The sequence below is a fragment of the Rhodoferax koreense genome, assembly GCF_001955695.1.
In the GTDB taxonomy this organism is placed as follows: domain Bacteria; phylum Pseudomonadota; class Gammaproteobacteria; order Burkholderiales; family Burkholderiaceae_C; genus Rhodoferax_B; species Rhodoferax_B koreensis.
Genome location: NZ_CP019236.1, coordinates 3,632,082 through 3,646,406, shown reverse-complemented (window position 1 = coordinate 3,646,406; position 14,325 = coordinate 3,632,082). Strand labels below are relative to the sequence as shown.

10 protein-coding genes are annotated in these 14,325 nt (G+C 68.4%); 5 read left to right on the top strand and 5 right to left on the bottom strand.

Features of this window, described 5'->3' with window-relative positions; translation table 11 throughout:
* Positions 1–7: 7 nt before the first annotated feature.
* Positions 8–391 (bottom strand): hypothetical protein, encoded by a 384-nt coding sequence (locus RD110_RS16920; protein WP_157900228.1) that lies wholly within the window; start codon positions 389–391, stop codon positions 8–10.
* Positions 392–787: 396 nt separating this feature from the next.
* Between RD110_RS16920 and RD110_RS16915 the strand changes: the two genes are divergently transcribed.
* From RD110_RS16915 to RD110_RS16900, 4 genes are all read left to right on the top strand, one after another.
* Positions 788–1,573, top strand: coding sequence for an alpha/beta fold hydrolase (locus tag RD110_RS16915; protein WP_076200553.1), 786 nt, complete (start codon positions 788–790; stop codon positions 1,571–1,573).
* Positions 1,574–1,706: 133 nt separating this feature from the next.
* Positions 1,707–3,920 (top strand): 3-hydroxybutyrate oligomer hydrolase family protein, encoded by a 2,214-nt coding sequence (locus RD110_RS16910; RefSeq protein WP_076200552.1) that lies wholly within the window; start codon positions 1,707–1,709, stop codon positions 3,918–3,920.
* 140 nt (positions 3,921–4,060) lie between these two features.
* Positions 4,061–7,846, top strand: a complete 3,786-nt coding sequence (gene putA, locus RD110_RS16905) for a trifunctional transcriptional regulator/proline dehydrogenase/L-glutamate gamma-semialdehyde dehydrogenase (RefSeq protein WP_157900227.1) — start codon at positions 4,061–4,063, stop codon at positions 7,844–7,846.
* Positions 7,847–7,925: 79 nt separating this feature from the next.
* The gene (locus tag RD110_RS16900; RefSeq protein WP_076200551.1) at positions 7,926–9,278 is read left to right on the top strand and encodes a sensor domain-containing protein; all 1,353 of its coding nucleotides are present in this window, start codon (positions 7,926–7,928) and stop codon (positions 9,276–9,278) included.
* A 31-nt stretch (positions 9,279–9,309) separates the two neighbouring features.
* Here RD110_RS16900 and RD110_RS16895 read toward each other — a convergent pair whose 3' ends face one another.
* The 4 genes from RD110_RS16895 to RD110_RS16880 all read right to left on the bottom strand — a co-directional run bounded on the left by RD110_RS16895 (position 9,310) and on the right by RD110_RS16880 (position 12,411).
* A complete protein-coding gene (locus RD110_RS16895; protein ID WP_157900226.1) occupies positions 9,310–9,855 on the bottom strand; it encodes a hypothetical protein in 546 nt (181 codons plus the stop codon).
* A complete protein-coding gene (locus RD110_RS16890; RefSeq protein ID WP_076200549.1) occupies positions 9,855–10,544 on the bottom strand; it encodes a C39 family peptidase in 690 nt (229 codons plus the stop codon). The genes RD110_RS16895 and RD110_RS16890 overlap by 1 nt, the downstream gene beginning before the upstream one ends.
* 10 nt (positions 10,545–10,554) lie before the next feature.
* A complete protein-coding gene (locus RD110_RS16885) occupies positions 10,555–10,938 on the bottom strand; it encodes a hypothetical protein (protein WP_157900225.1) in 384 nt (127 codons plus the stop codon).
* Positions 10,939–11,121: 183 nt separating this feature from the next.
* A complete protein-coding gene (locus RD110_RS16880) occupies positions 11,122–12,411 on the bottom strand; it encodes a hypothetical protein (RefSeq protein ID WP_076200547.1) in 1,290 nt (429 codons plus the stop codon).
* Between the two features lie 623 nt (positions 12,412–13,034).
* On the opposite strand from RD110_RS16880, the gene RD110_RS16875 reads away from it, so the two are divergent.
* The gene (locus RD110_RS16875; RefSeq protein ID WP_239467054.1) at positions 13,035–14,321 is read left to right on the top strand and encodes an acetate kinase; all 1,287 of its coding nucleotides are present in this window, start codon (positions 13,035–13,037) and stop codon (positions 14,319–14,321) included.
* Positions 14,322–14,325: the final 4 nt, after the last annotated feature.

The window sequence follows — 14,325 nt, the reverse complement described above, 5'->3', positions numbered from 1 at the left end:
GACTGGCTCAGGAGCGGGCGCCGGGCTGCGGACCGCGCGAAGGCAGGCGCACCACGTTTTCACCGGACAGGGCGGTCGGCGCTTCGACGCGGCGGCGCAGCAGGCCGGCGAACATGAAGCTGATCTCGGTCATTTTCTGGCGCGCGACCACGTCGCCGCGCACGCTGCCGATGGCTTCGGCCAATGCGAAGCGCAGCGCCCACAGCGTCTCGGCATCCTCGGCCTGTACGATCTGGCGGGCGAGCGCATCCTCGTGCAATGGCAGGCTCGCCACCTGGCCCAGTTCCACCAGCATGCTCTTCTGGATGCTGGCGATGCGGCCGCGCACCGAACCGAAGCCAGGCAGCAGCGCCTGCAGCCAGCTGCGACCGGCGGCTCTGGCTTTGGGCATTACGGTGATGGGCGTGTCGTATGGACGATCCAAGGGGGTGGCTTTGAACATCGAGGAGGGTCTTGCCGGGTCCTGTGCCAGCGGCTTGCGTTGCGTCACGGGCAGGAGATGGGGCAGGAAATTGGGCACGAGACTCTCCTGAAATTTGGTGGCTGCACAACGGAGCACACTATGCGGTGCCACTGTTTCCGGCACATTTCAGCGCAGATGGTTTTGTTTCAATTGTTGCGCCGCGCGATCTTATCTCAGATTGCTGCGCCGCAACAAGTTCCGATTTTGTCGGCTATAAACGGTGAACGAAATTCGACTTTTGAACAGCAGGGATCTGCACGGAGTGCTATCAATAGAGTCAATTTTCAAGTAACGCTTTTCTTGTTCTTATTCACCATTTGTCGCATGAGCCAAACCGATCCATTCCAGCCCGCGGGCCAGCCCGCGCCATCGACCGCACCGTTGCCAGCGCTATTGCTGCTGCCGGGCCTGTTGTGCGACCAGGCCGTGTGGGCCGCGCAGTCGGTGGCCCTGGCGTCCCTGGCGCGCTGTGTCGTGCCCGACTACGGCATGAGCGATTCCATCGAGGCCATGGCACGCCTGGCGCTGCAGGCTGCACCCGCGCCGCGGTTCGCGCTGGCCGGTCACAGCATGGGCGGGCGGGTGGCGCTGGAGATCATGCGGCTCGCACCCGAGCGGGTGGAGCGGCTGGCCTTGCTCGACACCGGCTACCAGCCCTTGCCCGATGGCAGTGCCGCCGAGCACGAGCGCGCGCAGCGCTACGCGTTGCTGGCGACGGCGCGCGGGCACGGCATGCGGGCCATGGGGGAGGCCTGGGCCCTGGGCATGGTGCACCCGACGCGGCTTGCCGACCGCTTGCCCGGGGACGTGTTCGAAGAGATCCTGGCCATGATCGAGCGCAAGTCGCCCGACATCTTCGCCGCGCAGATCCAGGCGCTGCTCGCCCGCCCCGATGCCACGCCGGTGCTGGGTGGCATCGCCTGCCCGACGCTCGTGGCCTGCGGCCGGCAGGACACCTGGAGCCCGCTGGCGCGCCACGTGCAGATGGCCGATCGCATTCCCGGCGCGCGGCTGGCGGTGGTCGAGGAGTCCGGCCACATGGCGACCATGGAGCGGCCGGTGGCAGTGTCCGGCCTGTTGGCGGACTGGCTGGCGGCACCGGGCGCCTGATCTGCTCGGCCAACCGGGCACAGGAAAACCCTGAGCCGAAACTGGCCCCGCTCGGTGCCGTTCCCCACTAGAGTGGCGGCGGTCCATCCAGGCTTTCAAAACAAAACGAGGAGACGACATGCAAAGAAGATCCATGGGTCGCGGCATCGCATCGGGCACGATCTCGGCGGGGGGCGCCGCAGCACTGGCCCTCTTGGCAACGGCGGGACTCACCGGCTGCGGCGGCGGCTCCGACGGGCCGGGCGTGAACACGCTGCCCGGCAACGTCAGCCAGCTCAGCCGCGTCGCTTACCGGGCCACGGCCACCGGCAGCGGCAGCACCGCGGCCACGCAGGACCTGCTGACCGCCGGTCTCGGCAAGTCCGGCCTGGCCTCGACGGCCGCGGTGCCGGCCTATGCCGATCCGCTCAACCCGACGGCCGAGGAACTGCGGCGCAATGCGATCCAGTCCAACTACCGGGGCCTGGTCGACGCCACGGCGGGTGGCGGCTACGGCGTGCTGTTCGGGCCGAACATCGACCTGAGTGGTGCCAACACGCGGGGCGAGGGCCTGGTGCCCGGCCTCGAGTACCTCGGGGTGCTGGACGACAGCGCCGGCCGCAAACGCGTGGCCATGGTGGTGCAGATCCCCGACAGCTTCGACGTCAACGCGCCCTGCGTGGTCGTGGGCCCGTCCTCGGGTTCGCGCGGCGTCTACGGTGCCATCTCGTCGGCCGGCGAATGGGGGCTCAAGCGCGGTTGCGCCGTGGCACTCACCGATGCCGGCAAGGGCATGGGCCTGTACGACCCCGGCGACGACACCGTGCACCGCATCGACGGCACGCGGGCCACGCGCGCCGCGGCCGGCAGCCTGGCGCACTTCGCGGCCAACCTCACCGACACCGTGCGCAGCGCGTTCAACGCGGCCTTTCCGAACCGGCTGGCGCTCAAACACGCGCACTCTCAGCTCAATCCCGAGAAGGACTGGGGCAACGACACGCTGGCCGCCGCGCGCTACGCGCTGTATGCGCTGAACCAGGAATACGGTGACGTGGACGGCAACAACCGCCGCGTGAAGTTCAATGCCGGCAACACCACCATCATCGCCGCCTCGGTGTCCAACGGCGGCGCAGCGGTGTTGCGTGCCGCCGAGCAGGACAGCGACGGCCTGATCGACGGCGTGGTGGCCTTCGAGCCGAGTGCCCAGCCGTCCACCACGGCCGGCTACGGCGTGCAGTTCGGCGGCACGGCGGTGCCGGGCTACGGCAAGCCGCTGATCGACTACTTCACCGTGGCCAACCTGTACCAGCCCTGCGCGGCGCTGGCCAGTGCGGCGCTGATGACAGAGACCTCGACCTTCAACTACATCCCGCTGGTGGCGATGACGGCACGCGCCACCAACCGCTGTGCCGCCCTGGCGGCCAGGGGGCTGGTTGCCGGCGCCACCACAGCCGACCAGGCGAACGACGCCTTGGCCCGGCTGCGCGCCTACGGCTGGAGCACGGCGAACGACCAGATGCACAACGCGCACTACGGGCTGGGCAACGCGGTGATCATCTCCACCATGTACGTCAACGCCTACGGCCGCTTCTCGGTGGCCGACAACGTCTGCGGCATGAGCCTGGCCGCCGTCAACGCGTCCGGTGCCCCGGTGGCCGTGGCCGCCGCCACCAGGGCGCAGAGTTATGCATTGGGCAACGGCACGGCCAACGGTTCGCCGGCCACGCCGGTGCTCAACACCGCGGTCGGCGGCGCCACGGGCTGGACGCTGGCGGTATCGCCCGGCAGCGGCACGGCCGATTTCGCACTCGACGGCGCCTTGTGCCAGCGCGCGCTGGTCACCGGCGTGGACACCGTCAGCGGTGCGGCGCTCACCGCCACCAGCGTGCCCACCAAGGCCCAGAGCGACGCGGTGCGCGCCGGCATGGCCGAGGTGCTGTTGAACGGCAATCTGCGCGGCAAGCCGGTGCTGATGGTCGGCGGGCGCAGCGATGCGCTGATCCCGGTCAACAACTCCGAGCGCGCCTATGCGGCCTACAACCGGGTCGTCGAAGGTGGCACCAGCCAGCTGCGCTACATCGAGGTGACGAATGCGCAGCACTTCGACGCGTTCAACCCGTTCAGCGGCTTCGACAGCCGTTTCGTGCCGCTGCACGCCTACTTCACGCAGGCCATGAACGCCATGTACGCGCGGCTCAAGAGTGGCACGGCGCTGCCGCCGAGCCAGGTGGTGCGCACCACGCCGCGCGGCGGCACGCCCGGTGCGGCGCCGGCGATCACGGCGGCCAACGTGCCGGCGATCAGCGGCACGCCGGCGACGGCGGATCAGATCGGCTTCGCGGGGACGTCCATCAACGTGCCGCAGTAGTCGGTATGCCCCCAACCCTCCTCCAGCAGGGAGGAGGGCAAAACCGTGGCGGGGCCTTGAATGGAATTTAATTCGGCGAAGTATGGTAATTTGAGAGAGTTATTCGCGTAACTCTTCGGCATCATCGATCTATTCACCATATGGATCCTGCCATGCCACAGTCCTTCGCTGCCCCGTTCGCCGATGCCCTTGCCGCCCACGACGAGGTGCCGCCGCTGCGCGCCCCTATCACCGCGGCCTACCGCCGCCCGGAGCCCGAAGCACTGCCGCCGCTGCTGGCGGCCGCGCGCCTGCCGACCGCCATGGCCGCGCAGGCCCAGGCGCTCGCGCAACGCATCGCCCTGCAACTGCGTCAACGCAAGAACGCCACCGGCCGCGCCGGCCTGGTGCAGGGTCTGCTGCAGGAATACGCCTTGTCGTCGCAGGAAGGCGTGGCGCTGATGTGCCTGGCCGAGGCGCTGCTGCGCATTCCTGACGCGGCCACGCGCAACGCGCTGATCCGCGACAAGATCGCCAACGGCCAGTGGCAGTCGCATGCGGGCCGCAGCCCGTCGGTGTTCGTCAACGCCGCCACCTGGGGCCTGCTGCTCACCGGCAAGCTGGTGGCCACGCACAGCGAGTCAGGCCTGTCGACCACGCTCACCCGCCTCATTGGCAAGGGCGGCGAGCCGCTGATCCGCAAGGGCGTGGACATGGCCATGCGCATGATGGGCGAGCAGTTCGTCACCGGCGAGACCATTGCCCAGGCGCTGGACCACGCGAAAAAGCTCGAGGCCGAAGGTTTCCGCTATTCGTACGACATGCTCGGCGAGGCCGCGCTCACCGCGCATGACGCCGAGCGCTACCGCCAGTCCTATGAACAGGCGATCCATGCCATCGGCAAGGCGTCGGCCGGCCGCGGTGTCTACGAGGGGCCAGGCATCTCGATCAAGCTCTCGGCCCTGCACCCGCGCTACAGCCGCGCGCAACATGCCCGCGTGATGGCCGAGCTGTACCCAACGTTGCGCGACCTCACGCTGCTGGCCCACCGGTACGACATCGGCCTCAACATCGATGCCGAAGAAGCCGACCGGCTGGAGCTGTCCCTCGACCTGTTGGAAAAGCTGTGTTTCGAGCCGGGCCTGGCCGGCTGGAACGGCATCGGCTTCGTGATCCAGGGCTACCAGAAGCGCTGTCCCTTCGTGATCGACTTCGTGGTCGACCTGGCGCGGCGCAGCGGCCACCGGCTGATGGTGCGGCTGGTGAAGGGCGCCTACTGGGACAGCGAGATCAAGCGCGCGCAGATCGACGGCCTGGCCGGCTATCCGGTCTACACGCGCAAGGCCTATACCGACGTGTCCTACCTGGCCTGCGCGAAGAAGCTGCTGGCCGCGCCGGATGCGGTCTATCCGCAATTCGCCACGCACAACGCCCACACGCTGTCGGCCATCTACCACATGGCCGACCCGGCCAGCTACCAGCCCGGCCAGTACGAATTCCAGTGCCTGCACGGCATGGGCGAGCCGCTGTACGAGCAGGTCGTCGGCCCGGTCGCGGCCGGCAAGTTGAACCGGCCCTGCCGCATCTACGCCCCCGTGGGCACGCATGAAACCCTGCTGGCCTACCTGGTGCGCCGGCTGCTGGAAAACGGCGCCAACACCTCGTTCGTGAACCGCATCGCGGACCCGACCATCGCCATCGAATTGCTGGTGGAAGACCCGGTCGCCACCGTCGAACACATGGCGGCGAGGGAGGGGGCGGTCGGCCTGCCGCATGCCGCGATCCCGCTGCCGCCGGCGCTGTACGGCCGGGCGCGCGCCAATTCCACCGGCCTCGACCTGGCCAACGACGACCAGTTGCGCCAGCTCGGCGACGCGCTGCAGAAGTCGGCGCAGGAGGCCTGGGTGGCCGGGCCGCTGATGGCCTCGGCGGCCAGCGCGGGCCAGGCGCCCGCACCGGTGCTCAATCCTGCCGATTTGCGCGACGTGGTCGGCCAGGTGACCGACGCGACGCTCGCCGATGTGAGCCAGGCCGTCGCCGATGCCGCGGCTTTCGCCCCCGAGTGGGCCGCCACGGCGCCAGCGGACCGCGCGAACCAGCTCGAAGCCGCGGCCGACCTGCTGCAGGCCAACCTGCCGCGCCTGCTCGGCCTGCTGTCGCGCGAGGCCGGCAAGACCTTTGCGAACGGCATTGCCGAGGTGCGCGAGGCCGTGGACTTCCTGCGTTTCTACGCGGCGCAGGCGCGCAGCGATTTCGCGGCCGACACCCACAAGCCGCTGGGGCCGATGGTCTGCATCAGCCCGTGGAATTTTCCGTTGGCGATCTTTGTTGGCCAGGTGGCCGCGGCCCTGGCCGCCGGCAATCCGGTGCTGGCCAAGCCGGCCGAACAGACGCCGCTGGTCGCGGCCGAGGCCGTGCGCCTGCTGTGGCGGGCCGGCGTGCCGCGCGCGGCGCTGCAGTTGGTGCCTGGTCGGGGCGAGAGCGTGGGTGCCGCGCTGGTGGGTGATGCGCGGGTGCAGGGGGTGATGTTCACCGGCTCCACCGAGGTTGCGCGCATCCTGCAGAAGACGCTGGCCGCGCGGCTCGGCGCCGATGGCCGGCCCGTGCCGCTGATCGCCGAGACCGGCGGGCAGAACGCGATGATCGTCGACTCCTCGGCCCTGGTGGAGCAGGTGGTGACCGATGTGTTGTCCTCCGCCTTCGACAGCGCCGGCCAGCGTTGTTCGGCGCTGCGCGTGCTGTGCGTGCAGGAGGAGGTGGCCGACCGGCTGATCGACATGCTCAAGGGCGCGATGGCCGAGAACCGCATCGGCAACCCGGCGCTGCTGGCGGTGGACGTCGGCCCGGTGATCGACGCCGAAGCCCGTGACGGCGTCGAGCGCCATGTGGCGGCGATGCAGGGCCGTGGCCGCAAGGTGTTCCGCCAGGCGCGCAATGACGGCAATAGCGATGCGACGGCGCACGGTACCTTCGTCGTGCCGACGCTGATCGAGCTGGACAATCTGGCCGAGCTGCAGCGCGAGGTCTTCGGCCCGGTGCTGCACGTCGTGCGGTACCGCAGGCGCGACCTGGGCGCGCTCATCGGCCAGATCAACGATACCGGCTACGGCCTCACGCTTGGCGTGCACACGCGCATCGACGAGACCATCGCCCAGGTGGTGCAGAACGCCAAGGCCGGCAACGTCTACGTGAACCGCAACATCGTCGGCGCCGTGGTCGGCGTGCAGCCGTTCGGTGGCGAGGGCCTGTCGGGCACCGGCCCCAAGGCCGGTGGCCCCCTGTACATGCTGCGCATGCTGGCCACGCGACCGGACGACGTGATGGCGCGGGCGCTGGCGGCGTCCGATCCGGGCAACCCGCCATCGGCGTCGGATGGCGGCGCCGTCGCCGCTCCACCGACCGCGCTGGCCGCGTTGCAGGCCTGGGCCCACGGCGGTGGGCGCACCGTGCTGGCGGCCGCCTGCGAACGCTTCGGCCGCCTGTCGCGCAGCGGCCATTCGCGCACGCTCGTCGGCCCGACCGGCGAGCGCAACGTCTACACCCTGCTGCCGCGCGAGGCCGTGCTGTGCCTGGCCGCCGACGATGCCGACCGCCTGGTGCAACTGGCCGCCGTGCTGGCGGTGGGCAGCACCGCGGTGTGGCCGGCCGGTGCCGACACCGGCCGCCTGCTGGCCTCGCTGCCGCTGGAAGTGCAGCAGGCCGTCGCCACCGCGCAGGATTGGACCGCCCCCACCGTGCATTTCGATGCCGTGCTGCAACATGGCGAGGCGGCCGCGCTGCGCGCCACGCTCCAGGCGCTGGCCGCGCGCCGTGGCGCCATCGTCGGCATGCGGGCCCTGGTGCCCGGCGACACGGCGGTGCCATTGGAGAGCCTGGTGGTGGAACGCGCGCTGAGCGTCAACACGGCGGCTGCGGGCGGCAATGCGAGTCTGATGACCATCGGTTGACACGGTGCATGGCCCCGTCGGGACGGGGCGTTCGCGCGGGCTGGTAGGCTACGGCTTTCTTGATGATTCCGAGTCCCGCATGAATTCGACCCCTCCCGAGACTTCGGTCAATGTGCTGGACCTGTTGGTGGATGCCGTGTGCATGGTCGACGCCGAAGGGCGTTACGTGTTTGTCAGTGCGGCGTTCGAGCGCATCTTCGGCTACACGCCGCAGGAGGTGATCGGCCGGCGCATGATCGAACTGGTCCACCCCGACGACCGCGCACGCACCCTGGCCGTGGTGGCGGAGATCATGGCTGGCAACTACCAGCTGCACTTCGAGAACCGCTATGTGCGCAAGGACGGGCGCACCGCGCACATCGTCTGGTCGGCGCGTTGGTCGAAGGACGACAAGGTGCGCGTGGCCGTGGCGCGCGACGTCACGGAGCGCAAGCGCACCGAGTCGCTCCAGGCGGCCGTCTATGCGATCTCCGAGGCCGCCTACACCACCCATGCCGGCCCGCTGGACGGGCATGACGACCCGGTGGCCCTGTTCGCGCGCGTGCACCAGATCGTCGGCGACTTGTTGCCCGCGGCCAATTTCTGCGTGACCCTGTTCGACGCGGTGCGCGGCCAGCTGCGTTACCCCTACCATGTGGACGAGCGCCAACCCGCGCCGTCGCCGCGCGCCTTCGCCGATGACGCGCTGTGCGCGGAAGTCATCCGCAGCGGACAGACCCTGCTCGTGACGCCGGCCACGCGGGCCAGCCTTCCGGCGCCGCTTGCCGACGCACTGTGTGGCGGCGCGTCGTATTGGCTCGGCGTGCCGCTGCATGCGCCCGAGGGCCCGCTCGGCGCGCTGGTGCTGCAGGGTTATTCGGACCATGGCGGCTACACCGAGAAGGACAAGGAACTGCTGCAGTTCGTCTCGACTCAGGTCGCGGCTGCCGTCGAGCGCAACCGCATGCATGCGCGGCTGCGGCACATGGCGCAGTACGACCAGCTCACGCAATTGCCCAACCGCGCGTTGTTCCATGACCGCTTCAGCACGGCGCTGGCCCGCGCCAAGCGTGAACAAGGCCAGTTGGTCCTGCTGTTCCTCGATCTGGACGGCTTCAAGCAGGTCAACGATTCGCTGGGCCATGCCATCGGCGATCTGTTGCTGCAGGCCGTGGCCACGCGGCTGCGCCAGTGCGTGCGTGCCGCCGACACGGTGGCCCGGCTCGGCGGCGACGAGTTCGTGCTGCTGCTCGAAAGCCCGCGGGGCGAGCTCTGCGCGGACAAGGTGACCGGCAAGATCCGCGCCGCCTTCCAGCTGCCCTTCGATCTGGCCGGCCGCAGCGTGGAGATGCGTGCCAGCATCGGCGCGGCGCTGTATCCCGTCCATGGCGCCGAGGAACAGGCACTGTTGAACCACGCCGACCAGGCGATGTATTTGCAGAAGCGGCGGTGAGCCGCGGGCCGGGCCGGGGCCCTTGAGCCGTTCAACGCGATGCGTCGAGAAGGGTGCGGCTGCTGTTGATGCCGCGCAGCAGGCCCAGGCCGTTCGATGTCGCGTTGATCATGGTCTGCACGGCCAGGTTCTGGTTGTTCAAGGTGTTCTGCACGATCACGCCCGGCAAGGCGCCCGCCACGCCCGTGCCCTGCAGCGTTGCGGTATTGCCGGGCCCGATCTTCACGATGTCGAGGCCGGCGATCTGGCTGCCGAGCTGGCTGGCCTGGGCCGGGCTCAGTTGAGCCAGCTGGCCGAGGTTGAGCGTGGTCTCGGTCAGCAGTGCGCCGTTCAGGTACACGGCGCGCGTGATGCCGAAGCTGACCATCAAGCCGCCGGCATCGAAGCCGCCGCGCATGCGGTCGAGGGTGCGCTCGCTCACGGTCTGCCACACGGCGTGGTCGGCCGGTGCGTCGAACTGTGAGTCGGATTGTGGCTGGGCCGCATCGGCGTTGTTGTCGCCGAAGGCCAGCAGCGCGAGGATGATGCAGACCATCCGTCCTCGGCGCGTGGTGATCAAGGGTGCGAGGGAGCGCATCAGAAGTCTCCCGGGCCCAGCGCAGGCAGGTTGACGCCGATACCGCTCTCGCGGCTCAGGCCATGCACCAGCGGCGCGCGCTGTGCCACCTGCCAGTCGCCGGGAAGATTGAACCGCGCGATATCCATGCGGTTGTGCACCACGAACAGCAGGCGGCTCGGCCAGGCGGCCTCGAAGGTCTGGCGAGACATCGCGCGCGTGCCCTGGGCCGGGTCGCCGATCAGCACGCGATCGGACTGCACGCCCTTGACCACGACGAAATGATGGTAGCCGTTCTCCACCATCAGGACGATGGCCGGCACGCGCGCCTCGTTGAGCTTTTCCAGCGGCTGCTCGAAACCGTCGGCCTCGAATCCATACAGGGCCAGGGCGCGCTTCATGTCGAGCAACGAAAAGCCTTCGCGCCGGATCTTCTGCTGGTCGCCGTGCGCGAACATGTCCTCGAACACGCGCTGCTCGGTGATGGGATAACGGAAGTGGTAGGTGAGCAGCGTCGCCACGGCGGCCGATCCGCAGCTGAAGTCGTATTGCTGCAGCAGCGTGCTGGCCTGACGTGCCTGCTTGATGCTGGTCACGGGCACGCGCACATCGCCGCCCGGCCCGATCATGTTCGCAGCCTGCGCATGCGCGGCGCCACCGAGGCACAGCGCGAGCCAGGGAAAGGCGAGGAGATGGCGCAGGCGCGGCATGACGCTTTCCTCAGTTCATCTGCAGGTTGAGGATCACCGCGTTCTGGATCAGCACGTTGGCGCCGGTGTTCTGGATCACCACCGGGATGCCGCTCATGTTGGCGAAGGAGCCGGTGCTGATGGCATTGCTGCCGGTGGTCACTTGGTAGGCGCTGTTGTCGGCGGTGGTGCCGGACAGTGTCATGTCGTTGTGGGTGTTCTGCGTGCCGCCGCGCAGGTCGGCGAGTTGGCTGTTGGCGACCGGCCGGGCGAAGGTAGGTGAGGGGACCGGGGCCGTGGCCGTGGCCGCCCAGCGAACCTCGTCGGCCCGTGTCGCACCGGGTGCCGTCAGGGCGACGGCGATCGCGCACGCCAGTCCGATGGAAGCGGGCCAGCGCATTGTTCCGTGCTGCATGAGATGTCTCCCCTGGTCGCGTACGACCATGCCTTGGATCGTCCATCGATCGGTTGTCTTCGAGCAGGCGATCGTTCCGACCGGTCTTCGATCGCCTGCGGCCTGAACGGCCAGCCCCCGACGCTCATCCGCACACCACCGCGGCATGCGGACGAGGAGGAGACCGGCCTCCGCCAGCGGACCTCAGCGGCCCACGGACAGGTTGGCCTGCACGTTCACGCTTTGCTGGATCAGCGACGAGAAGCCGCTGTTCTGCGCGGCGACCATGATGCCGGCGGCCGACTGTCCGACGCTGCTCATCGCGCTGTAGGCGTTGTAGGTGCCGGCGTTCACGCTGTTCGTGCCACCCGCACCGCCCGTGCCGCTGGCGCCCGCGCCACCCGTGCCGCCCGAGGCCGTGTTGGTGCCGCCGTTGCCGGCGCCGCCTGCGGCGCCTGCGCCACCGGTGCCCGCGCCACCGCTTCCAGCGGTGGCCGTGCCGCTGGTCGCAGCACCGCCGGTCGAACTGCCGTTGGTCGCCGCGCCGCCTGCCCCGCCCGTGCCCGAGCCGGCCGTGCGCGTACCGCCTGCGCTCGACGTGGCCGAGCCGCCGGCGCCGCCTGCGCCACCGGCACCCGTGCCACCGCCGGCGCCTGCGACACCGCCCGCACCGGCCGCGCCTCCGGCCCCGCCGGCGCCGCTGCTGGCCGTACCCGGATTGCCGGTGCCGTTCGCCGTGCCGCCATTGCCGTCACCGTTGGTACCGGTGCCGGTACCGGTCGTGCCCGCCAATCCGCCGGAGCCGCCGTAGCCGCCTTTGCCGCCGGAGCCGCCGTCACCGCCGGCACCGGCGTCGCCACTGCTGCCGCCTCTGGCACCGTCGGCGCTGACGAGGCCGCTGTAGGTGCTGCCATTGGCGCCGCCACCCGAACCCTTGCCGCCGTCGCCGGATGAGGCAAAGCCGTTGATGGTGTTGGAGCTGGCCCTGCCGGAGCGGGCGTCCGCGCCGTCGCCGCCGATGCCCGTCGCACCCCGCCCGCCCGTGCCGCCGACACCGACGCCGACCGCCAACGAACCGCGGCCCGTGCCGCCGGCGCCGCCATAGCCCTTGCCACCGTTGGCATTGCCTTCGTTATAGGCCTGGTTGCCGATGTAGGAGATCGAATTGCCCGAGACCGAGCCGCTGAGCTTGCTGACTGCGGAGGCGGTGGAGACGTTGAACGCGTTGGTGAAGCTGCCCGTCGATCCGTTGTTCATCGAAGCCGAACGCGCGGCGCTGGCCATGGCATTGCCGGAGCTGCCGTAGTCCGTGCTGTTGTCGTTGTAGGCGTCGGTGGCGGTTGGCGTGGTGGTGGTCGTGCTGTTGCTCGTGGTGCTCGTGTTGTTGCCGTTGGTCGTGCCTTGCGATGGGTTCTGGGTGTCCCCCGCCGCCATGGCCGAGCCGCCGTAGGCAAACGCTGCAAGCAGCGCGGAAGCCAGGATCGTTTTCTTCATAAGTCCTCCAGTGATGAGAAATGAAATGAACCACGTTACGAGGCCGTAACGGCGTCCATTCAGCAACTTGCATGCCGCTCCAAGTGAGTGTTTTCCCTGTGCTTTTTCCGACGGAAGACCGCTGTTTCCACCGAACTCATCCCCCTGTTGATGGATGGACATGGACCCCGGCACAAGCTGTCCAGGGGGGTCTGTGTCACAACCAGTAGACAGCGGAGAAGCGATGAAGAAAAGCGGCAGTGCATTGGGTGTCATGGACTTTTTGCCGCTGCATCGTTCGGTGAAGGCAGAACGGAACGTCTCAGGAATGTGACTCTTCCATAAGCGATCCTTGACTCTCTGTACAGCGACGAGGGTGCGTTGGAGAACCGGGCTTGACCTAACCCCTTCTTGCGAAAAGGGCGACGTTTCCGCGGCCTGTCGGATGTCGCGCCTGCCTCAATTTCGTGACATGGTGCATCTCGACTGTCATTACGGATGGTTTCAACTTGAACATTGCAATGACCCTGGTTTTTTGTTTCCATGGGGTCAGAAAGGTAATCAATAAATACAAAAAGTTGAGGACTAAGAATATGAAGAATTGGCGTCTGGGGCCGCCCTCTGTTCTTGGGGTTTGCTCCTCCATGATTTTTTCCTTCGTGCATGCGCAGACGCCGCCCGTCGCGCAAGAGTCGCCATCGGCTTCTGCGCTTTCGACCGATGAGCGGATCGAAGCCTTGCAACGCCAGGTGAGCGAGCAGGGCCGGCAACTCGAGCTGCTGCGCCGGCAGATGGCCGAGCAGGCCGATCAGGCGGCGCGCCTCAATGCGGCCCGCGAACGCGCTGCACGCCAGGCGATCCGCGACGGGTCCGTACAGGGGCAGAGCGCAGCGGTCGAACCCGCGCAGGCCCAGCCGCCGTCGGATGCGACTCAGTCCGTACGCGTGGGCGTGGCACCGGCCGCCCCAGAGGTGCCGGCCGCGAACGTGGCCCAGCTCTTCGACCAGCCCGGCGTCCTCACACCGCGTGGCAAGTTCGTCTTCGAGCCGTCGTTCCAGTATGGCTACTCGTCGAGCAATCGCGTGGCGCTGGTGGGCTATACGGTGATCCCTGCGCTGCTGATCGGCCTGATCGACGTGCGCGAGGTCAAGCGGACCGTGTTCACCGGCGCGGTGACCGGCCGATGGGGCGTGTCCAACCGGCTCGAGGCCGAGATCAAGGTGCCTTACGTCTATCGCTCGGACGACACCGTGAGCCGCGAGATCTTCACCGGCTCGGCCTTCGACAATGTCTTCAACACCAAGGGACAGGCCATCGGCGACATCGAGTTCGCCGCCCGCTACCAACTCAACCAGCCACAGCCCGACAACCCCTACTACATCGGCTCGCTACGCTACAAGACACGCACCGGCAAGAGCCCTTTCGATGTAGTGACCGACTGCCAGACGCGATGCGTGGGCAACACCACCGGCACCGGGCTGCCGCTCGATCTGCCCACCGGCTCCGGCTTCAACTCGCTGCAGGCGGGGCTCACCTGGCTGTTCCCATCAGACCCCGCGGTGTTCTTCGGCGGCGTCAGCTACACGCGCAACTTCCAGCGCAGCAACGTGAGCCGCCTCGTGCTCAATGGCGAGCGTGAGTCGCTCGGGTCGGTCAAGCCCGGCGACGCGCTCGGCCTGAACTTCGGCATGGGCCTGGCATTGAACGACAAGTCGACCTTCAGCGTCGGCCTGGACCTCAACTCCGTGGGAAAGACCAGACTCAACGGTGCGCCCCTGGCCGGTTCGGTTCGCACGCAACTGGCGTCGCTGCTGCTGGGCTATTCGTACCGCATCAGTCCGACGAAAACACTGAACGTTTCGGCTGCCGCAGGCCTGACACCGGACACGCCGAATTTCACGCTGACGGTCAGGTTGCCGATCACGTTCTGAACCC

Bases quoted from the DNA above. Each gene is read 5' to 3' on its own strand.
- RD110_RS16920 (WP_157900228.1), bottom strand. From the start codon at position 391: ATGCCCAAAGCCAGAGCCGCCGGTCGCAGCTGGCTGCAGGCGCTGCTG.
- RD110_RS16915 (WP_076200553.1), top strand. From the start codon at position 788: ATGAGCCAAACCGATCCATTCCAGCCCGCGGGCCAGCCCGCGCCATCG.
- RD110_RS16910 (WP_076200552.1), top strand. From the start codon at position 1,707: ATGGGTCGCGGCATCGCATCGGGCACGATCTCGGCGGGGGGCGCCGCA.
- putA (WP_157900227.1), top strand. From the start codon at position 4,061: ATGGATCCTGCCATGCCACAGTCCTTCGCTGCCCCGTTCGCCGATGCC.
- RD110_RS16900 (WP_076200551.1), top strand. From the start codon at position 7,926: ATGAATTCGACCCCTCCCGAGACTTCGGTCAATGTGCTGGACCTGTTG.
- RD110_RS16895 (WP_157900226.1), bottom strand. From the start codon at position 9,855: ATGCGCTCCCTCGCACCCTTGATCACCACGCGCCGAGGACGGATGGTC.
- RD110_RS16890 (WP_076200549.1), bottom strand. From the start codon at position 10,544: ATGCCGCGCCTGCGCCATCTCCTCGCCTTTCCCTGGCTCGCGCTGTGC.
- RD110_RS16885 (WP_157900225.1), bottom strand. From the start codon at position 10,938: ATGCAGCACGGAACAATGCGCTGGCCCGCTTCCATCGGACTGGCGTGC.
- RD110_RS16880 (WP_076200547.1), bottom strand. From the start codon at position 12,411: ATGAAGAAAACGATCCTGGCTTCCGCGCTGCTTGCAGCGTTTGCCTAC.
- RD110_RS16875 (WP_239467054.1), top strand. From the start codon at position 13,035: ATGATTTTTTCCTTCGTGCATGCGCAGACGCCGCCCGTCGCGCAAGAG.